Origin of the sequence: Prochlorococcus marinus XMU1411 (genome assembly GCF_017696075.1) — a bacterium.
Taxonomy (GTDB): domain Bacteria; phylum Cyanobacteriota; class Cyanobacteriia; order PCC-6307; family Cyanobiaceae; genus Prochlorococcus_A; species Prochlorococcus_A marinus_V.
Map to the genome: position 1 here is coordinate 34,518 of NZ_JAAORI010000005.1, position 21,610 is coordinate 56,127.

A 21,610-nucleotide genomic window follows, 5' to 3' on the forward strand; every position below is an offset into this window, starting at 1 on the left:
CCAAATTCTTGCACTAACCGCAAAGAAGGCAATACCAAAAAGTGCAACGATAGCGAAAGGTAAAATTTTTGTCTTTATAAAACCCAAAAGATTTAAATTTAATTAAGTCAATAATAACCTGTTTAATATACTTTTAAAAATTTTTCCTTAGATAATATTATTCATTTCTTGAATTTTGTCTTAACTGACCACATGCAGCATTTTTATCCAGACCTCTACTTTTTCGCAAGCTAACTGCGATACCATTATTAGACAGTCTTGATTGAAATGATTGCAGATCTTTTAAAGAGACTCGTTTAAATTCAACATCATCAATTTGGTTGTACTGTATTAAATTTACGTGGCACTGAAAACCTCCTAGCAAATTAATCAATTCACTAGCATGTTCTGATTTATCATTAACCCCACTCAGCATTAAATATTCAAAACTTACCCTCCGGCCAGTATCTCTTACAAATTGCTTAGAGTCTGCAATTATATTTTTGATCTCGTAGTTTTTTGCACTTGGTATTATAGCTTCTCTTGTTTTTTGGTTTGAAGCATGTAGGCTTATAGCTAAAGTAAATTGACAATTGCCTAAAATTTGGAAAGACTTTTCTGATAATTTATTGATCATTTTTGGAACAGCTACTGTGCTTACAGTTATCTTTCTCTGACTAATTTGAAAATCCTCATTTATAGATCTTATTGACAAAAGCAATTCATCAATATTCAATAATGGCTCTCCCATTCCCATAAAAACAATATTAGTTACTTTTCTATTCATTTCATTTTCAATAAATAAGATTTGATCTAATATTTCACTTGCTTTTAAAGATCTTTTCAAACCATCCTTACCAGTCGCGCAAAATTTGCAGTCCATGGGGCATCCAACTTGACTAGAAAGACATGCTGTAAGTCTTTTTTCAGTTGGTATACCAACACACTCAATACTTTCATTATCCTCTGTAGAAAGTAATAACTTTAGAGTGCCATCATTGGCTAAGTTTTTTTCTTGAAGACTAAGTTCGCTTACTTTAAAACCATCTTCTTTTAACTTCTTGCGAAAATCTAGAGGTAAGACATCTATTTGATCAATATTTTTGTTCTTATTTCTATAGTTATAGATCCAATTATAAATTTGGCGACCTCTAAAAGCAGCTTGACCATAATTTAAAGCTACATTTTCTAGTTCTCTAACAGTACTTCCAAGAAGATTTTTCAAATTATTCTATCTTTAGTAAAAGACTATTTTTACCATAACAACAAACCATGTTTTAGAAATAATTCTGTAAGAATAAGCGCAATAAATCCAATCATGGCTAATCTCCCGTTAAGTCTCTCATTATAAAAATGGAATCCATAGCGAGGTAATTTTCTCTCCGGAACAATCTCTGGCTTCATCATTACAAACTTAGTAATACGTTTATTCTAGTACTTAATAATAATAAAAGATAATTTTTATTCATCAGATAGAAGGCCCTCCTCTTGTAATCCCTCCAATGCAGCGGGATCTGGGAGTTGATCCTCAGAAAATTGATTTTCTGCATTAGGTCTTGCAAATGCTGCAAAATTACTTGAAGAAGCATCAATTCCATGTCTATTACGAGTTGTCTCCAAGTCTTCATCACTAGGATCATCAAGAATTGCACCAGAGCTCGCTGCGGGTGATTTTGGCATATCAACTGTATAATCTGGCCTTAAATTCTGTGCTCTTCTATAACCACCAGATTCTTCTGAAAGTATATCAGGATGGGGACCAGCCTCTGAGGCTAATTCTTCTACAAATCCGCTAAAACCAGTGCCTGCAGGTATTAGTCTTCCAATAATAACATTTTCTTTTAATCCTCTTAACCAATCAGATTTACCTTCAATTGCGGCTTCCGTGAGAACCCTTGTTGTTTCTTGGAATGAAGCTGCTGATATAAAACTATCTGTGTTAAGAGAAGCTTTAGTTATACCCAATAAAACCGGAGTAAACTCTGCAGGAGCTCCTCCTGTAATTGACATAGCTTGATTTGTATCTTCTACTTGCCTCAATTCTACAAGTTCGCCAGGTAGTAGAGTAGTATCCCCAGCATCTTCTATACGGACTTTACTTGTCATTTGTCTGACAATGACCTCAATATGCTTATCATCGATTGCAACACCTTGAGACTTATAAACGTTTTGGACTTCATTTACCATACTTCTTTGTAGTTTGGCTATCGACTCTCGTGCTGCATCTATAAGAGGTTTCTGATCTTTTAGATCGCTGAAGTAACAATCTAATAATTCGTGTGGATTAATTGGACCATCAGTTAAAACTTCTCCCCCTGTGACTTGTTGTCCATCACTAACCATTATGTTCTTACCAATTAGAAGTTGGTATTCGTTAACTAAATCATCTTTTTCAATAACAGATAAAGAAACTGATTCTTCATCATTACCTTGTTTAATCTGAACGATTCCGGATCTTTTACATAAAATTGCAGAATCTCTGGGTCTCCTAGCTTCTAATAACTCTTCTATTCGAGGCAATCCTTGAACAATATCCCCAGTTTTTTGTCTTTCAAAAACAAGTAACGCCAAACCATCTCCTCTAAGAACTAAATCTCCGTCTTTAACATGCAAAACTGAATCAGGAGATACCATATAAGGCCTACCAAGTCTTAAGGTTACTGAACTACTAGAAACTTCTTCAATTTCTCCACAAGAAGTAGAATTTTCAGATTTACTTATAGGATCACCATCAACTACACGATCACCTACTTTAACGACTGCTTTATTATTAATATTAATTTTAATTTTATCTTCTTCTCTTTCAACGATTAATCTTCTTATAGGTTCATCGTCATAAACATTGGGCAATTGAACTATTCCCTTTTCTTTACAAAGAATTTGAGTAGTAGCTATTACATCACCTGCTTTAACTTCTTGATTGTTTTTGACTTGTAATTCTGTATGTGTTGATCCATGACTAGAGTCGGATATAGTATCTCTCCTAACAAGAATAGACTCCAATATTACTAAATTTAATCTATTAATAGAGTCATCATTTTTATCTACAATCGACTCTACATCAATGGTCATTTGAGGAGTAGCATCGAAGCTTTGAATGCTTAAATGTGTTCTCAGCAATTCAACACCTTCAACTGATTTTATCAATTCACCGTCTTTGTAAATCAGCCTTTGGATAGCTTTTAAGCCTAAATGTGGTCCTTTTTCCTGCTGAATATGAGATAATTCAGGTAATTCTGCTTGATCAGGAATAGTAAATTCTTCTACAGTTCGTAATAATAAGCCTCTAGATTTAGCGGTTTCTAATTTCTGAACAAATAGAATTTCTGTATTATCAATACCATCCAAAATCTTTTCACCAGGATTTACAAGACTACCTTCTTCTGTAAATCTATTCAAAACTTCTTCATCATCACACTCATGAAAAGTTCCATTTCTTACAGTAATTTCACGGAGAATATCATTTTTCTGGGTCACAGTAACAATTCCTGAAGTTTGACTAAATATATCTTTTACAACTTCTGTTCCTGCTTCAATCCATTTCATATCTTCAATCATTAAAAGAGATATATCCTTGTTTATTTCATGTGTCTCTTGAGGAATCCAAAGTAATGTACCCCCTTGACTAACTTCAAAACCATTTTTTGATGATCTTGCTTTTTTGACGCTTAATCCTGGTGCATATTTTACTAACCCGCCAGTTTTTGTACGGAACCTTTCATCTGTTAAATCTGCGATGATCTCACCATTGCTAATTTTACTACCAGGGGAAGTGTTCAATCGATAAGATGTTCCATCACTAGATTCCAAGTTATATATTTGGCCTGCGTGTGTAGATTCTTCAATTAATTTAAAATTACTTAAAGACATTGAAGTAGTAACAATCTGAACTTCCCTGGAATCTCCTATGGAATCTCTCAAGCGAATTTGTCCACCAAACTCACTTGATTGACTTGCCTCTGCCAAAACAGTTCCTTCATCTACAACTTTTCCAGATGAGATAACAGGTCTTGCGTTAGGTGGCAAGTTATATACATCTCCGGCCAAAACCCATAATCTGCCCAATCTTTGAGCTTTTAGAGTAATATTTCCCTGCCTGTCTGTAACTTCTTTTGGTTGAAGAACCTTGTCATATTTTACCTGACCAGCTAAATCACAGATAACATCTTTTGTTGCTTTTTCAACGCTTTTTTTAACCGCTCCAGCAGTAATCTGAGCAACTGTTATGTCAGAATTAATTTCCTCACCATCATCAACGAATAAAAGCGATCCGCTAGAAACTTCAATTTTTTGAGATTTGCTGGAATTACTTCCTTTAGGAACTATTTTTAATATGAAATCGACTTCCGCTTGTTTAGCTTCTACACCATGTGGAGTTCTGTATCCTCTAACCTTTGCCTTTGAACTAAACTCAACTTTACCAGAAATCTTCGATCTTACCACTCCACTTTCAGCAGTTGAGACGCCTCCAGTATGGAATGTTCTCATTGTTAACTGAGTCCCTGGCTCACCAATGGATTGAGCAGCAATTATTCCTACTGCTTCACCTAAGTCAACCAAATGATTATGTGCTAAAGCCCATCCATAACATCTCCTACAAACAGATCTGTTTGCTTCACATGTCAATGGGGATCTTATATTTACTTTTAAAATAGATGCTGACTCAATTTTTTCTGACAGTGATGGATCTATTGCTGTATTCTTAGGAACAATTAAATTTTCTTCAGAATCTAAAATATCTTCAGCTGTAAGTCGACCAAGAAGCCTTGTCCCAAATTTGCCATCTTCAGCCTCAATAACTATCGATCTTTCTGTTCCACAATCTTCTTCCCTAACAATTACATCTTGAGCTACATCCACTAATCTTCTTGTTAAATAGCCAGAATCAGCAGTTCTCAAAGCAGTATCTACTAACCCTTTCCTTGCTCCATAAGAAGAAATTACATATTCAGTAACAGTCAATCCTTCTCTAAAATTAGTTCTTATTGGGAGGTCAATGATTTCTCCTTGAGGATTAGCCATTAATCCTCTCATGCCAACTAATTGTCTTACCTGAGACATATTACCCCTTGCTCCTGAATTAGCCATCATCCAAACAGAATTTAGAGGATCATTTTGGTTAAAATTATTCTTTACAGCATCTACTAATCTCTCATTAGTTTCTGTCCAGGTATCAATAACTTTCGTATGTCTCTCAACTTCTGTAATTTCACCAAGTCTATAACATTCTTCTGTGGCAGATATTTGCTCTTCAGCTTGTCCAATTAAATCTTGTTTAGCTTCAGGAACTTTTAAGTCATCTACTGAAATAGAAACAGCAGCTTGTGTAGCATATTTGAAACCTAAGTCCTTTAAATTATCAGCCATAGCTGCAGTTACTGCAGTGCCATGAGTTTTATAAGCCCAAGAGACTAAGTTCTTTAAAGCTTTCTTATCCACAACTTTATTTTTAAATGTTGCAGGCGTTCTAGCCAAGGTAGGCATTACAATTGGACTATCCTTTTTTGAATTTTTAGAAGTTTTACGTACTCTGGAAGTTTTTTTAGGTTTAGATGATGTCATGTTTTTTTTGTGAATGAAAAATAGTTTTTAAAGATTACGTTTTAGATAAAGAATCGATGATGGTATAGTTCATCACTACTCTCCCAACAGTTGTCAAAACATATCTACTTATTAAATTATTCTGGGAGTCTAATCTGTCTCTTCTTAGATTCCAAATTTCTAATTTTGAGCCATCCTCCAACTGTTCAGTTTTCTGTGGCTTACTCATTTCGTCTTCATCTTCTACTTCTCCATTGAATCTCAGCCAAACCCATTGATGCAAGCTGAGTCTTTTATCTTCGAAAGCAAAAATGACGTCTTCTAGTGAAGCAAATGTAGTATTATTTTCTCCAAAATCCGGTTTTTCATAATTCGGTTGCAAAGCCGTCAGATAATAAGATCCCAAAACCATATCTTGTGATGGAGTGACAATTGGTTCACCAGTCGCAGGAGAAAGGATATTATTACTAGCCAACATGAGCATACGTGCTTCAGTTTGTGCCTCTAAAGCTAAAGGAACATGAACTGCCATTTGATCTCCATCAAAGTCTGCATTAAAAGCAGGGCAAACTAAAGGATGAAGTTGTATCGCTCTACCTCCAACTAATTTTGGTTCGAAAGCTTGAATTCCAAGACGATGAAGTGTAGGTGCCCTATTTAAGAGAATTGGGTGGCCTTCAATTACTTCCTGAAGTACTTGCATTACTTCATCATCAGCCTTTTGTATTAATTTCTTTGCAGCTTTAATATTATTTACTATATTTTGACGTATCAATCTGTGAATTACAAAGGGTTGAAAGAGCTCAATCGCCATTTCCTTTGGAAGACCGCACTGATGCATTTTTAACTTAGGACCCACAACAATTACAGATCTTCCAGAATAGTCAACACGTTTACCAAGAAGATTCTGTCTAAATCTTCCCTGTTTTCCTTCAATTATGTCACTAAGAGACTTTAAGGCTCTATTGTTTGCGCCAACAACAGTTCTTCCCCTCCTTCCATTATCTATGAGAGCATCAACGGCCTCCTGAAGCATTCTTTTTTCATTTCTAACTATTATTTCAGGAGCTAAAATTTCTTGAAGCCTAGCTAGTCTATTATTTCTATTTATAACTCTTCTATAAAGATCATTTAAATCTGAAGTTGCAAATCTTCCCCCATCAAGCTGTACCATCGGTCTAAGATCTGGAGGTATAACTGGAATTGCATCTAAAACCATCCATTCTGGTTTTGCATTTGTTGCAATAAAATTATCAATCACTCTTATCCTTTTTATAAGTTTTGCTCTTTTCTGACCTTTACTTTGTGTAATTTCTTCTCTGAGCTCCTCAGCAACCTGATTTAAATCAAGGTCTTCAAGAAGTTGTTTAAGGGCCTCTGCACCAATTCCAACAAAAGGCTCATTTTCAATTGTTGAATCTTCAGCATAGATTTCGTCTTCTATTTCTAGCCATTCATCTTCAGTGAGTAATTGCTTATACTTAAGATCTTTATGATCACCAGGATCTAAAACTACATAACAATTAAAATAAACTATTTGTTCTACATCTCTTAGTGGAATATCCAAAAGAATTGCCACATAACTAGGAATTCCTTTCAAATACCAAACGTGAGAGACCGGTGCAGCAAGTTTTATGTAACCCATTCTATGCCTTCTCACTCTACTTTCGGTTACCTCAACTCCACATCTCTCACAAACAATTCCTCGATGTCTAACTCTTTTATATTTACCGCAATGACATTCCCAATCTTTAGAGGGTCCAAAAATCTTTTCACAGAACAATCCATCCATTTCTGGTTTAAGCGTCCTGTAATTAATAGTTTCGGGTTTCGTAACTTCACCAACCACTTGTCCATTGGGTAATGTTCTCTGTCCCCAATCCATTATTCTTTGAGGAGAAGCAATCGAAATTTTGACGTAATCAAAGTGGTTTTCAGTTCTTAGGTTGCTGTTTGTCATTTTTGGAAATTTAAATTAAAAGTTTTTATTAGGTATTTAATCTTCCTCATATTCAGAAGTTCCTAGTGATTCGTAAGTAGGTCTAGATGGAGTGTTCCTTCGAGGATTTATATCTTGCATTAAATCGACTTCTTTTCCTTCATCTGTATAAACCCCAATATCTAATCCTAGCGATTGTAATTCTCTCATAAGGACTTTAAATGACTCAGGAGTACCAGGCCTTGGGATAGGTTTACCTTTTACTATTGCATTTAGGGCTTCGTTTCTTCCTTGCATATCATCAGATTTCACTGTTAATAGTTCTTGAAGAGTGTAGGCTGCTCCATAGGCTTCAAGAGCCCACACTTCCATTTCTCCAAGCCTTTGTCCACCTTGCTGAGCTTTACCACCCAATGGTTGTTGTGTAACTAAAGAGTAAGGCCCAGTTGACCTAGCATGTATCTTATCATCAACCAAATGTACCAACTTAAGGAAGTGAGAGTATCCAACAGCGACTGGCTGATCAAAGGGTTCCCCTGTTCTGCCATCTTTAAGCAATAGTTTTCCAGGATCTTTAGGATTATAAACCCATGCTTTACCTGGCTGTTTTGAAGCCTCCTCTAAGAAAGCTTGAACAGTCTGATGTGATTTTTCAGCACCATACATTTCATCAAATGGGACAACTTTAACCCTACAATTTAAGTTGGCAGCTGCCCATCCCATCAATAATTCAAAAACTTGACCTACATTCATCCTACTTGGCACCCCTAGAGGATTAAGGACAATATCCACAGGCGTTCCATCAGGCAGATATGGCATATCTTCTCTTGGTAAAATTCTGCTAATAATTCCTTTATTACCATGCCTTCCTGCCATTTTATCTCCAACTTGGATTTTCCTTCTCTGGGCTACATAAACTCTTACGACCATATTCGCTCCAGGGGGTAACTCATCACCTTGTTCTCTAGTGTAAATTCGAACATCCAATACCCTCCCTTTTTCAGTTTTTGGTACCCTCAAAGAATTATCTCTGACATCCCGCGCCTTTTCACCAAAAATCGCTCTCAAAAGTTTTTCTTCAGGTGGTTGATCTGATTCTCCCTTTGGAGTAACTTTTCCTACAAGAATATCTCCACTTTCAACAAAAGCCCCAATCCTAATAATTCCCATTTCATCAAGATTATTTAAGCTTTCTTCAGAAATATTAGGAATCTCTCTTGTGATCTCCTCAGGTCCTAACTTTGTTTGTCTTGCCTCAATTTCATATTTTTCAATATGTACCGATGTATATAAATCATCAGTTACCATCCTTTCGCTTACAAGTATTGCATCTTCATAGTTGTACCCCTCCCATGGCATGTAAGCAATTAATACATTCTGGCCTAGTGCGATTTCCCCACCTTCACATGCAGATCCATCTGCTAACACTTGCCCTGATATTACTTGATCTCCAATTTTTACTATGGGTCTCTGGTTTAGGCATGTATCTTGGTTTGATCTTTGATATTTTTGAAGATAATGAAAATGTTCATTACCATCTTTATCTTTAACAACGATCTCATTAGCATCTACATAAGATACAGTTCCATTAACTTTTGTTATGGGAACCATCCCTGAATCTCTTGCAACTTGAGATTCTAAACCTGTACCAACTAAGGGACGTTCAGGTCTTAATAATGGGACGGCTTGGCGTTGCATATTAGATCCCATCAAAGCCCTATTTGCATCATCATGCTCCAAGAAAGGGATTAGGGAGGTAGCAACTGAAATTACTTGAACTGGGGAAAGCTGAACATAATCAACTTGATGAGGAGGTACTTTTTCAAAATCTTGTCTATACCTTACTGGTATTAAATCTACAAGTATATTTCCATCTTTGTCAGTAGCTACATCTCCTGGAGCCACTCTACACTCATCTTCTAAATCAGCAGACAGGTAAACAGGATCTCCTTTTTTATTAACTTTGCCGTTTTCAACTTCCCAAAAGGGAGTTTCAATAAAACCATATTCGTTAACTCTTGCGTGGGTAGCTAAAGAATTAATAAGTCCTGCATTAGGACCTTCAGGAGTCTCGATGGGGCATAACCTTCCATAATGCGAGGGATGAATATCTCTGACTGCAAAACCTGCTCTTTCTCTTGTTAAACCTCCAGGACCTAACGCAGAGATTCTTCTCTTATGTGTTAGTTCAGCCAGAGGATTAGTTTGATCCATGAATTGACTTAATTGACTGGAGCCAAAAAACTCTTTTATTGCAGCAACTAAAGGTTTAGGATTAACTAGTTGAGCGGGAGTAAGAGAATCAGTTTCTCCAACGGTCATTCTCTCCTTAATAATTCTCTCTAAACGATTGAGTCCAACCCTTACTTGATTTTGAAGAAGTTCTCCAACAGATCTAACTCTTCGATTACCAAGGTGGTCAATGTCATCCAAACTCGCACCACCAATATCCAACTCTAGATTAATTAAATAATCAACAGTAGAAAGAACATCTTCATGGGTAAGTGTTCTCACTTCATCTGGTACAGTCAGCCTCAATTTTTTATTTATTTTATATCTACCAACCCTGCCTAAATCATATCTTTTGGGATCAAAAAATCTACTATATAATAGCTGTTGTCCGCCAGAAACAGATGGAGGTTCACCAGGACGAAGCTTCTTATACAATTCAAGTAAGGCTTGGTCTTCTGAATTTATACCCTCATCATTGGCTGACTCAATCGACTTTTGATAAAACTCAGGATGCCTAAGTTTGTCTATAACATCATTATCAGAGAGACCCATCGCTCTCATCAGAACATGAGCATTGATTTTTCTAGTTTTATCAACTCTTACATGAAGTAGATTATTTTTATCAGTCTCAAACTTTAACCATGCGCCTCTATTAGGGATAACGCTCGCATTGTAGGTTCTTCGACCATTTTTATCTTGTTCATCTTTGAAGTATACTCCTGGACTACGAACAATTTGATTAACAATTACTCTTTCTGCACCATTAATAATGAAAGTTCCTCTTTCAGTCATTAATGGTAATTCTCCTATAAATACTTCTTGCTCTTTAATTTCGCCAGTCTCTTTATTAATTAGTCTGCAAGTCACATACATTTGAGAAGCAAATGTTGCATCTCTTCTTTTAGCCTCCTCAACGTCATGCCTAGGTCTTTTTAACCTGTAATCTTCACCAATAAAATGCAATTCTAATTTACCTGTGTAATCAGAAATAGGAGAAAAGTTTTGTAACTCCTCTATTAAACCTTTTTCCAAAAACCATTTAAAGCTTGCTCTTTGTACTTCAACTAAATCTGGTAGATAAGTAGCTGTTTTTGCTACCTGTAAAGCGCTACTGCTCATCCAAAAAACCTGAGATTATGTGAGATTTAATATTTACCTTAAATTTACTCAATATTTAGTTGTTTAACTCCTATTTTAGTTAAATTCAAACATTAAATGCGGATTTTTTTTTAAAAATCAATTTAACAAAACTAAAAATCTCGTTTAATAGTAATAAACTATTAATTTAAGAAAGTCAGAACTAAAAATTAGGCAAAATTTCCAGTAATTCCTAATACTAGCAGCTATAACGTCAACTTATCAAGTCAAATTTAAACAAATCTTCAGCATTCTTGGATGACTCCTTAGCAATTGTGCTTAGATCTGTAGATCTTAAATCTGCTATAAAATTTGCAACACTTTCAACAAATGCAGGTTCATTTCGTTTACCTCTAAAGGGCACTGGAGCCAAGAAGGGTGAATCAGTTTCAATTAGATACTTATCATTTGGAACTATTTTGGCACACTCGTGTATTTCATGTGCTTTTGGGAAAGTTACTATTCCACTAAAACTAATATAAAAACCAAGATCCAAGAATTTATTCATTTCTTTTGGGGTCCCTGTCCAACAATGAAGTACACCTTGAGGACATTTTCCTTTTATAGAGAGATCATTACATATCTCGATCATTTCATTTGCAGCATCTCTGCAATGGATGATTACAGGCAATTCGAGTTCATAAGCCAACTCCATTTGTGGCAAAAGAGCATCAATTTGCTGAGTTTTATTTTCGCTTTTAAAAAAATCTAAGCCTAATTCTCCAATTGCTACAACTCTTTTATCTTCTTGAGCTGATCTTTTTAAATGAACTATGGAACTTGGTTCCCATTTTTTTGCTTCAAGTGGATGCAAACCAACTGAATAGTAAATTTCATTATATTGGTGTGATATTTTTTTTAACTTAGGAATTTCTGTTAATTCACAACAAGCATGAACTAATTTTTTTACACCTCTTGAACGCAATCTTAAAACAACATCGTCAATATCTTTTTTAAAATTTTCAAATATTAAATGACAGTGGGAGTCTATGAGTTCAATATCGCTCATAATTATGATCTGCCTTTTTATTTTGTGGTAAGGGTTGTTTTTACAAAATTATTGATTTTTGATTTTTTATTAGCTCCATTATTCTTGTGAAGAACATTTTTCTTAACTGCTTTATCGATTAAGCTAAAAGTCTTATTAAGACTTGTTTTAACTAAATTTTTATTATCTTCATTAGGGTCTTTTTTATAGATTTCGCAATTCTCTAAAGTTTTTTTGGTAAAGGTTCTTACTACAGATTTATATGACTTATTAATTAAACGATTTCTTTCTGAAATTAGTATTCTCTTTTTTGCTGATTTGTTATTAGCCACAGAGGGTATATTAGTAGAAGGTTTCTATCATAACAAATAGATTGACTACTAATCAATCATATATAATTTATAAAAACATTAAATCGGATTTCGAAACTTTTAATTTGAAAAATTAAGAATATGAAGATCATAAATAATAAAAAAGAAGCTATCCAAGAATTAAAAAGGATTTCTTCTCGAACTAATTCAGAGAACAATAATAAGATAAATGCAATTGTCGAAGGAATTCTTCAAGAGGTAAAAAATGATGGAGATATTGCAGTTGAAAAATTTACCAAAAAATTTGATGGTTTTAACCCTAACCCTATGCAAGTGAGTGCGGAAGAATTGCAAGATGCATGGGATGTAATTGATAGTAATTTAAAACGTTCACTTGAGATAGCCTATAAAAGAATTAAAGAATTCCATGAAAAAGAAATTCCATCATCTTTCACAATTAAAGGTAAACATGGTGATATAGTCCAAAGGAGATGGAGCGCAGTAAAAAATGCAGGTATTTATATCCCTGGAGGGAGAGCTGCTTATCCCAGTACTGTATTAATGAATGCAATACCTGCAAAAGTAGCTGGAGTAAAAGAAATTATAATGGTATCTCCTGGTAACAAAGAGGGGAAAATAAACAAAACTGTTTTAGCTGCAGCCTACTTATCAGGAATAAATAAAGTTTTTAGAATTGGAGGAGCTCAAGCTATTGGGGCTTTAGCATTTGGCACAAATCAAATTAATAAAGTTGATGTTATCACTGGTCCAGGAAATATCTATGTAACAACTGCTAAAAAACTAATTTATGGCTCTACAGGAATAGATTCTTTAGCTGGTCCAAGTGAAATATTAATCATTGCGGATGAAACAGCTCAAGACACTCACATAGCATCTGATCTACTAGCACAAGCAGAACATGATCCCTTGGCTTCTTCAATACTACTAACTACATCAAAAAAGCAGGCAAAAGGAGTTCTAGAGGAACTTTATAAAAAAATAGATGATCATCCAAGAAAAGAAATTTGCTTGCAATCAATAAAAAATTGGGGATTAATTGTTATTTGTGAGAATTATGAATCATGTATTGAATTAAGCAATAACTTTGCTCCAGAACACTTAGAAATTATAACTATAGATTCGAAAAAAATTCTTGAAGGCATAGAGAATGCAGGAGCAATATTTCTGGGGAAATGGACTCCTGAAGCTGTTGGAGATTATCTTGCAGGACCAAATCATACTTTACCTACATCAGGAAATTCAAGATTTAGTGGTTCTCTAGGAGTAGAGACTTTTATGAAAAATACTTCCATTATAGAATTTAATAAAGAAAGTTTAAAAGTTAACAGTATTGATATTATTAATCTTGCTAAAAGTGAGGGTTTACATAGTCACGCTAACTCTGTACAAATAAGATTTGAGGACTAACCAATTTTTGAGGGCGAGTAAACAATAGGCATGCCTTCTTCAAGCTTACCAACCAATACTTTATCTGTTAGATCAACGAATAATCCGTTTTCTAATACTCCTGGAATATTATTAATGTTCATTTCAATCTCTTTTGGATTCTTAATACCATCATTAAACAAAACATCTAATATTAGGTTGCCCTGGTCAGTAACAACTGGGCCAGCTTTTTTAGTAGCCATTCTTAAAGTAGATCTGCCATTCATTTTTGAAATCACATCCTGAACTTGCTTCCAAGCATTTGGAAGGACCTCTACAGGTAAAGGGAAAGATTGATTTAAGTTCTGTACGAGTTTAGTTTCATCAACAACAATCATTAATTGATCAGCTTTAGATGCTACTAACTTTTCTCTGACATGACATGCTCCTCCTCCTTTTATCAATTGAAAACGCTGATCTACTTCATCTGCTCCATCAATAGCTAAATCGATTTGAGAAACAGAAGCTAAATCAATTAGAGGGATATCAAGTTCGAGTGCTAAAACTTCTGATTGAAAAGAAGTTGCGACACCTTTTATGTTTTGCAGTTTTCCAGAACGAATTTCATTAGCGAGGCTTCTTATCATAAGTGCGGCTGTAGATCCAGAACCTAATCCTAGAATCATGTCACTCTTTACTTCTTTAATTGCTGCATCAGCAACTATTTGTTTCATTCGGGTTTGTGAATCCAAAATTTTTCTTCTAAATGTATAGATTATTAAATTTCAATGAGGGATTTATGTCAAACCTGGAAGAGGTTCTGGTTTAATATTTATCTGTATTTCTTTATTGTCTCTTAAAACATTTAAAAGAAATACTTTTCCTATTTTAGCTTTCTCAACTTCATCTAGCAAAGCTTTAGGTTCTTGTATAGAGATATTTTCAGCTGCTATAACTAAATCGCCCCTTCTTAACCCAGCTTTTTCAGCAGGACTATTAGGGATGACTGATTGAATTAGAGCTCCATTTCTTTCGGGTAATTGAACTAGTGAATTAGGATCTTTATTGTGTTCTTTAGCAATTCTAGGATTCAAAGAAATCAATTGAACCCCTAAATATGGATGAATAACCTCCCCATTTTTTAGGAGTTGATCAGAGACACTTTTTGCTAGATTGATTGGTATTGCAAAACCTAGACCTGCACCAGGGCCACTTCTAACCAATGTATTAATTCCAATCACCTCTCCATCTGAATTGATAAGTGGGCCTCCGGAATTTCCTGGATTAATCGCAGCATCAGTTTGTATGAGATCAAGCCTTTTATCTGAAAAACCTAAACTGTTAATATCTCTATGTAGGCTACTTACAATCCCTAAGGTAACTGTTTTTTCTAGTCCATAAGGAGTTCCAAGAGCTATTGCCCAATCTCCAACTTCAAGGTCTTCAGAATTACCTAGAGGAGCAAAACTAGAGTATGAAGAATCCTCAATTTTTACTAAAGCCAAGTCAGTAACCGAATCAGTACCCAAAACTTTTCCATCGCAAATGGCTCCATCCGCCAAAGTAACTGAAACATCATCAACTTTTTCTACTACATGAGCATTCGTAAGAACCAAACCGTTATCGTTAATAATTACTCCTGAACCTTGGCCTCTTTCCCTCTCAGGAGTAATTCCTTGTTCCCCAAGTAAATCTCTTAATAAAGGATCAAGTAAAGTGGGATCAAACTGTTGCCTTTCTACTAAACGCTCAGTATCAATTTTTACTACTGCAGGACCAACATTTTTTACTGCAGATGATACAAAATTATGATTTTCAGAGGACGGCAAAGCTAAAACTTCAGCTTTTTGAGAAAAATTAACTAAACAAAAACAAACAATAATAAATAGTTGAATTAAATTTACAAATTTAATCTTTAGATTATCCATATATTTATAGTTTTGTATTAATAAAACAAATCTAATTGAAGAAATATTTAATTGTTGTTTTTTTGTTTACATCCATAAAATACAAACTTTTAAATTTTGTATAGAAAAAATTTTTTATTATGTAAATATTATTTTAAGTAAATAATGAAATTAATTTGAATAAAGAAAAAAAAAATAAACTAGAAACTTTACTCAAAAAAGTTGCCAATACATTGAATTTCGAAATCTGTAATTTAAATGTACAAACAAATCAAAATCCAATTCTTATAAAAATCATTATTAAAAAGACTAATGGTGGTGATATTTCACTTGATGATTGTGTGCTATTTAATACCCCAGCATCGGAAGAAATAGAAAATTCAAATCTTTTAAATTGTTCATATGTCTTAGAAATTAGTAGTCAAGGGGTCAGTGATGAATTAACCTCAGAAAGAGACTTCAAAACTTTTAAGGGTTTTCCAGTTAATGTTGAGTTAAACCAGAAAGATTCTAAAATAAAATTTCTGAATGGTTTACTCTATGAAAAGTCTAAAGATTATTTAGCCATTAACATTAAAGGTAAGATTAAAAAAATACCTTTTAATGAAGTATTAAAAATTAGTCTTTGTAAACTAGAAGATTAATTATTTATCAACCATTATTCAATTTTCCCCATCATAGATGGCATTAGTTATTCTCCCAGGTTTAAACAATCTTATTGAAGATATTAGTGAGGAAAAAAAATTACCTCCTAATATCGTCGAAGTAGCCTTACGCGAAGCTTTATTAAAAGGTTACGAAAAATATAGAAAAACTTTTTTCATTGGAAGTAACGAAGATCCATTTGATGAAGAATATTTTAATAATTTTGATGTTGGACTTGATCTAGATGAAGAGGGTTATAGGATCCTATCGAGTAAAATAATTGTTGACGAAGTTGAGAGCGAAGATCATCAAATATCTCTAGTAGAAGTTAAACAAGTAGCTGATGATGCTCAAATAGGAGACACTGTCGTTCTAGACGTTACTCCAGAAAAAGAGGATTTTGGACGAATGGCTGCTTCAACAACAAAGCAAGTTTTAGCGCAAAAATTAAGGGATCAACAAAGGAAAATGATCCAAGAAGAATTCGCAGATTTGGAAGATCCTGTTTTAACTGCAAGAGTTATAAGATTTGAAAGACAATCAGTAATTATGGGAGTTAGTTCGGGCATTGGCAGACCTGAAGTAGAGGCCGAACTTCCCAAAAGAGATCAGTTACCAAATGACAATTACAGAGCAAATGCAACTTTCAAAGTATTTTTGAAAGAAGTTAGCGAAATAGCCAGAAAAGGTCCACAACTTTTTGTAAGCAGAGCAAATGCTGGTTTAGTGGTCTATTTATTCGAGAATGAAGTTCCAGAAATACAAGAAGGTACAGTAAAAATTGTTGCTGTTTCCAGAGAAGCAAACCCTCCTTCAAGAGCAGTTGGGCCAAGAACAAAAGTAGCTGTTGATAGTGAAGAACAAGAAGTAGATCCTGTAGGTGCCTGTATTGGAGCTAGAGGAGCAAGAATTCAACAAGTAGTTAATGAATTAAGAGGAGAAAAAATTGATGTTATCAAATGGTCATCTGATCCAATCCAATATATTTTAAACTCTTTAAGTCCTGCCAAAGTTGATCAAGTAAGACTCGTTGACCCAGAAGGGCAACATGCACACGTACTTGTCCCACCAGATCAATTGAGCCTCGCAATTGGTAGAGAAGGTCAAAATGTAAGACTTGCTGCAAAATTAACTGGTTGGAAGATTGATGTTAAGAACTCACATGAATACGATCAGGAAGCAGAAGATGCTGCAGTCTCTGAATTAATAGTTCAAAGAGAAGATGAAGAGAATCTCCAGAGAGAAGCTGAGCTAAGACTAGAAGCAGAACAAGCTGAACGTGCTGCAGAAGATGCAAGATTAAGAGAGCTTTATCCCCTTCCTGAAGATGATCAAGAATATGGAGAAGAACAATACGAAGGAGAAGCCTTCTCAGATAATGATCAATTAGAAACTTTGCAAGATAGTGAAATATCTACCAAAGAGGAGAGAAAACGGTGATATTTAAAAAACCTGTTATGCGTATATGCATTTCATGTAGAGAAACATATGACAGAAAAGATCTATTAAAGATTACTAAAGATCATAAACAAGGCATCATGTTTCAAAAGGGAATGGGCCGATCAGCATACATTTGTAAGTCAAAAAAATGTTACTCAGATTCCAAGATCAAAAAAAAGCTTCAAAAATCATTAAAAACATTTCTAGAACCTGAATTTATTGATATTTTTGAAAAAGAAATTACAAGCTTCAATGACTATTCCAATAAGGGAATATAATTAAACTAATTCCTCTTTAATTTTCAAAGAGTACAAATCAGATTAAATGACATTCAGCGATAAAATCAGAATTTACGAACTTTCCAGAGACTTAAATCTGGAAAATAAAGATATATTGGATGCCGCTCAAAAACTTTCAATTTCAGTAAAAAGCCATAGTAGTTCTATTAGTTCAGAAGATGCAAAAAAAATAACAAATCTCATTAAAAACAAGAATTCAGATAAAAAAATACTTTCCATTAATAAACCTTTAATTAAAAAAGATAATTACAAACAAAACAAAGAAGATAAATCTTCTGTTCCATCTTTTTTAGAAGAGAAGCCTCTAAATGCTAATTCGAACAAAAAGCCTTTATTAATAAAACCTCTTAGTAAGCCTGAGAGTCTAAAAATAACTTCAAATCAACCTAAAAATCCTAGTAAACCTATTATTATTGGTAGTCCTCAATCTCAATCAAACTTTCAAAATCAAAATACTAAGAGTAAACCTTCACAAACTTCCAGTGATGATAAAACAACTTTCCGAAATAATGCAACCCCACCCATTAAAAGTCCAACAAAACCCCCAATTCAATTAATTGCAAAGCCTACAAATATAAGTAATAATTTTAAATCTGATAAGCCTTCAAAGAACATCCACAATTCAGGGGGGCAAGGGCAAATATCTAACAAACCTAATCAAGGTTCGAACCAACCTAAAACAAAAAATTTTAACAAAAAAATTAATACCCCTGAACTCGTAGGAGCACCAATTAGAAGAAACGATACTAATAAACAAAACAACAATAAGCAAAATATTTCTTTTAAACAATCTTTTCCTAATAGAACTGGCATGCCAAATAGGCCTGGATTGAGAAACAAACCATCAGATCAGGGAAAACCTGGCTCATTTAATAGACAAATTAATCCTAATAGAGCTGGTGCTCCAAATAGAACTGGCATGCCAAATAGGCCTGGATTGAGAAATAAACCATCAGATCAGGGAAAACCTGGCTCATTTAATAGACAAATTCATTCTAATAGAGCTGGTGCTCCAAATAGATCTGGTGCTCCAAATAGAGCTGGCGCTCCAAATAGAACTGGCGCTCCAAATAGACCTGGGTCTAATTTCAATGGTCAAAATTCACCTGGGATTAGAAAGCCAGTATCACCTAATGAACTTTTACAACTTCAAAAAACTAATAAATCTGAGAAAGACAAGCTTGGCATAAAAACAGAAAAACAAAATATTGAGTCACCTAGACAGAAGGCAAAAGCTCCTAATAATCGTCCAAACTCTGCCCCTAGTTCTAAAAAGCCACCTCATAAAACATTTTCAAATACTTCAAGAAAACCAGGAAAGACTGATTGGGACGACAGTGCAAAACTAGAAGCATTAAGAAATAAAAACCCCCAAAAACAAAGACAGAAAGTTCATATTATTGGCGAGAATGATGATTCATTAACATCTGAAACCAGTGGATATTCAGGTGAGAAGATTTCAATATTATCAGCTAGTTTGGCGCGTCCAAAGAAAGAAAAGTCTGAAGAATCTAAATCTCAGAAATCTACAAAACAATTTAAGAAGAAGAAAAAAGAGACAACAAGGCAAAGGCAAAAAAGAAGAGCAATGGAATTAAAGGCTGCTAAAGAGGCTAAACAAGTAAGGCCTGAAATGATAATAGTTCCTGAAGATAATTTAACTGTTCAAGAATTAGCTGATAAATTAAGTCTTGAAAGTTCTGAAATAATCAAATCTCTTTTCTTCAAAGGAATAACGGCTACGGTAACTCAATCACTTGATTTAGCGACTATCGAAACAGTTGCCGAAGAGTTTGGGGTACCTGTTTTGCAAGATGATATCCAAGAAGCTGCTGAGAAAACAGTAGATATGATTGCATCTGATGATATTGATAGCTTAATAAAAAGGCCACCTGTTATTACAGTAATGGGCCATGTTGATCATGGCAAAACAAGTCTTCTAGATTCCATCAGAGAATCAAGAGTAGCTTCGGGAGAAGCAGGGGGAATCACTCAACATATAGGCGCTTATCAAGTTGAATTTAAACATGAATCTAAAAAGAAAAAATTGACTTTTCTTGATACTCCTGGTCATGAAGCCTTTACAGCAATGAGAGCAAGGGGTACAAAAGTTACTGATGTAGCTGTACTTGTAGTAGCCGCTGATGATGGTTGTAGACCTCAAACAATTGAGGCAATAAGTCATGCAAGAGCCGCAAAAGTACCAATAGTTGTTGCAATAAATAAAATTGATAAAGAAGGGGCATCTCCTGAAAGAGTCAAGCAGGAACTATCAGAAAAAGATTTAATAGCTGAAGATTGGGGAGGAGATACTGTAATGGTTCCAGTAAGTGCAATAAAAAAACAAAATATTGATAAATTGCTCGAAATGATTCTATTAGTATCAGAAGTTGAAGACTTACAAGCTAACCCTGACAGATCAGCAAAAGGTACTGTAATTGAAGCTCACCTAGATAAGGCTAAAGGGCCTGTAGCTACCTTGTTAGTACAAAATGGAACTTTAAAATCTGGGGATGTTTTAGCTGCAGGTTCGGTCCTTGGTAAAATAAGAGCAATGGTTGATGAGCATGGTACTAGAATCAAACAAGCAGGTCCTTCATTCCCTGTCGAAGCATTAGGATTTAGTGAAGTACCTACAGCAGGCGATGAATTTGAAGTTTACCCTGATGAAAAAACTGCTAGATCTATAGTCGGAGAGAGAGCTACAGATGCTAGAGCTACAAAATTAGCTCAGCAAATGGCGTCTAGAAGAGTTAGCTTGTCATCCTTATCCACTCAAGCAAATGATGGAGAATTAAAAGAGTTAAACTTAATTCTTAAAGCAGATGTTCAAGGTAGTGTTGAAGCGATATTGGGCTCACTAGAACAATTACCAAAAAATGAAGTTCAAGTAAGAGTTTTACTTTCTGCTCCAGGAGAAATAACTGAGACAGATATAGATCTAGCCGCTGCATCAGGATCAGTAATTATTGGGTTTAATACCTCATTGGCATCTGGAGCAAAAAGAGCAGCAGATGCTAATGATGTTGACATTAGAGAATATGATGTAATTTATAAACTCTTAGAAGATATTCAGTTAGCCATGGAAGGTCTACTCGAACCTGATCTTGTCGAAGAATCCTTAGGTAAAGCTGAAGTTCGGGCAACTTTCGCAGTTGGGAAAGGAGCTATCGCAGGATGTTATATACAAACTGGTAAATTACAACGTAATTGTTCTCTTAGAGTTGTTAGATCAGATAAAGTAGTTTTTGAGGGCAATTTAGACTCCCTAAAAAGGTCTAAAGATGATGTAAAAGAGGTAAATACTGGATTTGAATGTGGAGTAGGTTGCGATAAATTTTCTTCTTGGATAGAAGGAGACATAATAGAAGCTTTCAAATTTGTCACTAAAAAGAGAACATTAAGTCAATAACTAAATATAAAGCCTGTTAATCTTTATCCCTATCGAAAAATAATAAAGTAGGGAATATTACACAAGCACCTATTTGTATAAGAAGGTTATTTTCCTGTAATTCACCTCCACTTGCAAATTTGGAAAGCATTATTAGAAGACCCAAAAATGCGGAACCACTAAAAGCTATCCACAAAACTCTCCTTAATCCTTTAAAAGGGGTCTGAGTTTCCTTAAGCAATCTCTTTTTTAATTCAGGATCTATTTTTGACATAAATTTTTTCAATAATAAAATTAAGTCTATATGAAAATCTTAATAATTTAACTTTGCCGATATAGCTCAGCGGTAGAGCAACTGTCTCGTAAACAGTAGGTCATTGGTTCAATTCCAATTATCGGCATTTCAAAAGCAAAT

At 34.5% G+C, this 21,610-nt stretch carries 15 protein-coding genes and 1 tRNA gene; 6 read left to right on the forward strand and 10 right to left on the reverse strand.

Annotated features, from left to right (window positions below; translation table 11 throughout):
- Positions 1-157: 157 nt before the first annotated feature.
- The 7 genes from rlmN to rpsT form a co-directional block, all read right to left on the reverse strand.
- Complete coding sequence (gene rlmN / locus HA145_RS08305) at positions 158-1,204, reverse strand: 23S rRNA (adenine(2503)-C(2))-methyltransferase RlmN (protein ID WP_209128698.1); 1,047 nt, start codon at positions 1,202-1,204, stop codon at positions 158-160.
- Positions 1,205-1,233: 29 nt separating this feature from the next.
- Positions 1,234-1,386 (reverse strand): high light inducible protein, encoded by a 153-nt coding sequence (locus tag HA145_RS08310; protein WP_209128699.1) that lies wholly within the window; start codon positions 1,384-1,386, stop codon positions 1,234-1,236.
- 54 nt (positions 1,387-1,440) lie between these two features.
- Positions 1,441-5,541, reverse strand: a complete 4,101-nt coding sequence (locus tag HA145_RS08315; protein WP_209128700.1) for a DNA-directed RNA polymerase subunit beta' — start codon at positions 5,539-5,541, stop codon at positions 1,441-1,443.
- 34 nt (positions 5,542-5,575) lie between these two features.
- Positions 5,576-7,480, reverse strand: coding sequence for a DNA-directed RNA polymerase subunit gamma (locus HA145_RS08320; RefSeq protein WP_209128701.1), 1,905 nt, complete (start codon positions 7,478-7,480; stop codon positions 5,576-5,578).
- Positions 7,481-7,516: 36 nt separating this feature from the next.
- A complete protein-coding gene (gene rpoB / locus HA145_RS08325; protein WP_209128702.1) occupies positions 7,517-10,810 on the reverse strand; it encodes a DNA-directed RNA polymerase subunit beta in 3,294 nt (1,097 codons plus the stop codon).
- 232 nt (positions 10,811-11,042) lie between these two features.
- A complete protein-coding gene (locus HA145_RS08330; RefSeq protein ID WP_209128703.1) occupies positions 11,043-11,837 on the reverse strand; it encodes a TatD family hydrolase in 795 nt (264 codons plus the stop codon).
- Between the two features lie 17 nt (positions 11,838-11,854).
- Positions 11,855-12,148, reverse strand: a complete 294-nt coding sequence (gene rpsT, locus HA145_RS08335; RefSeq protein WP_209128704.1) for a 30S ribosomal protein S20 — start codon at positions 12,146-12,148, stop codon at positions 11,855-11,857.
- A 120-nt stretch (positions 12,149-12,268) separates the two neighbouring features.
- Between rpsT and hisD the strand changes: the two genes are divergently transcribed.
- Positions 12,269-13,555 (forward strand): histidinol dehydrogenase, encoded by a 1,287-nt coding sequence (hisD, locus tag HA145_RS08340; protein WP_209128705.1) that lies wholly within the window; start codon positions 12,269-12,271, stop codon positions 13,553-13,555.
- Here hisD and rpiA read toward each other — a convergent pair.
- Complete coding sequence (gene rpiA / locus HA145_RS08345; RefSeq protein ID WP_348535474.1) at positions 13,552-14,265, reverse strand: ribose-5-phosphate isomerase RpiA; 714 nt, start codon at positions 14,263-14,265, stop codon at positions 13,552-13,554. The two genes, hisD and rpiA, sit on opposite strands and share 4 nt — an antisense overlap.
- A gap of 45 nt (positions 14,266-14,310) precedes the next feature.
- Positions 14,311-15,441 carry a trypsin-like peptidase domain-containing protein gene (locus HA145_RS08350; RefSeq protein ID WP_209128707.1) on the reverse strand — a complete coding sequence of 377 codons (1,131 nt, stop codon included), beginning with the start codon at positions 15,439-15,441 and terminating at the stop codon, positions 14,311-14,313.
- Between the two features lie 155 nt (positions 15,442-15,596).
- On the opposite strand from HA145_RS08350, the gene rimP reads away from it, so the two are divergent.
- From rimP to infB, 4 genes are read left to right on the forward strand one after another with little or no spacing between them, the layout of a single operon-like run.
- Complete coding sequence (rimP, locus tag HA145_RS08355; protein WP_209128708.1) at positions 15,597-16,064, forward strand: ribosome maturation factor RimP; 468 nt, start codon at positions 15,597-15,599, stop codon at positions 16,062-16,064.
- Between the two features lie 37 nt (positions 16,065-16,101).
- On the forward strand, positions 16,102-17,505 hold the full coding sequence (gene nusA / locus HA145_RS08360; RefSeq protein WP_209128709.1) for a transcription termination factor NusA: 1,404 nt from the start codon (positions 16,102-16,104) through the stop codon (positions 17,503-17,505).
- Positions 17,502-17,783 carry a YlxR family protein gene (locus HA145_RS08365; protein WP_209128710.1) on the forward strand — a complete coding sequence of 94 codons (282 nt, stop codon included), beginning with the start codon at positions 17,502-17,504 and terminating at the stop codon, positions 17,781-17,783. The genes nusA and HA145_RS08365 overlap by 4 nt, the downstream gene beginning before the upstream one ends.
- A gap of 46 nt (positions 17,784-17,829) precedes the next feature.
- On the forward strand, positions 17,830-21,216 hold the full coding sequence (gene infB, locus HA145_RS08370) for a translation initiation factor IF-2 (protein WP_209128711.1): 3,387 nt from the start codon (positions 17,830-17,832) through the stop codon (positions 21,214-21,216).
- A 16-nt stretch (positions 21,217-21,232) separates the two neighbouring features.
- Here the strand turns inward: infB and HA145_RS08375 are convergent, their stop codons facing one another.
- Entirely contained in the window at positions 21,233-21,469 is a 237-nt protein-coding gene (locus tag HA145_RS08375) for a DUF3493 domain-containing protein (protein ID WP_209128712.1), read from the reverse strand.
- Positions 21,470-21,524: 55 nt separating this feature from the next.
- Between HA145_RS08375 and HA145_RS08380 the strand changes: the two genes are divergently transcribed.
- Positions 21,525-21,596 (forward strand) — tRNA-Thr (locus HA145_RS08380).
- Positions 21,597-21,610 lie beyond the last annotated feature (14 nt).

Coding starts and splice junctions, on each gene's coding strand:
- HA145_RS08330 (WP_209128703.1), bottom strand. CDS start 11,837: ATGAGCGATATTGAACTCATAGACTCCCACTGTCATTTAATATTTGAA.
- HA145_RS08320 (WP_209128701.1), bottom strand. CDS start 7,480: ATGACAAACAGCAACCTAAGAACTGAAAACCACTTTGATTACGTCAAA.
- HA145_RS08310 (WP_209128699.1), bottom strand. CDS start 1,386: ATGATGAAGCCAGAGATTGTTCCGGAGAGAAAATTACCTCGCTATGGA.
- HA145_RS08315 (WP_209128700.1), bottom strand. CDS start 5,541: ATGACATCATCTAAACCTAAAAAAACTTCCAGAGTACGTAAAACTTCT.
- rpoB (WP_209128702.1), bottom strand. CDS start 10,810: ATGAGCAGTAGCGCTTTACAGGTAGCAAAAACAGCTACTTATCTACCA.
- hisD (WP_209128705.1), top strand. CDS start 12,269: ATGAAGATCATAAATAATAAAAAAGAAGCTATCCAAGAATTAAAAAGG.
- nusA (WP_209128709.1), top strand. CDS start 16,102: ATGGCATTAGTTATTCTCCCAGGTTTAAACAATCTTATTGAAGATATT.
- infB (WP_209128711.1), top strand. CDS start 17,830: ATGACATTCAGCGATAAAATCAGAATTTACGAACTTTCCAGAGACTTA.
- HA145_RS08350 (WP_209128707.1), bottom strand. CDS start 15,441: ATGGATAATCTAAAGATTAAATTTGTAAATTTAATTCAACTATTTATT.
- HA145_RS08375 (WP_209128712.1), bottom strand. CDS start 21,469: ATGTCAAAAATAGATCCTGAATTAAAAAAGAGATTGCTTAAGGAAACT.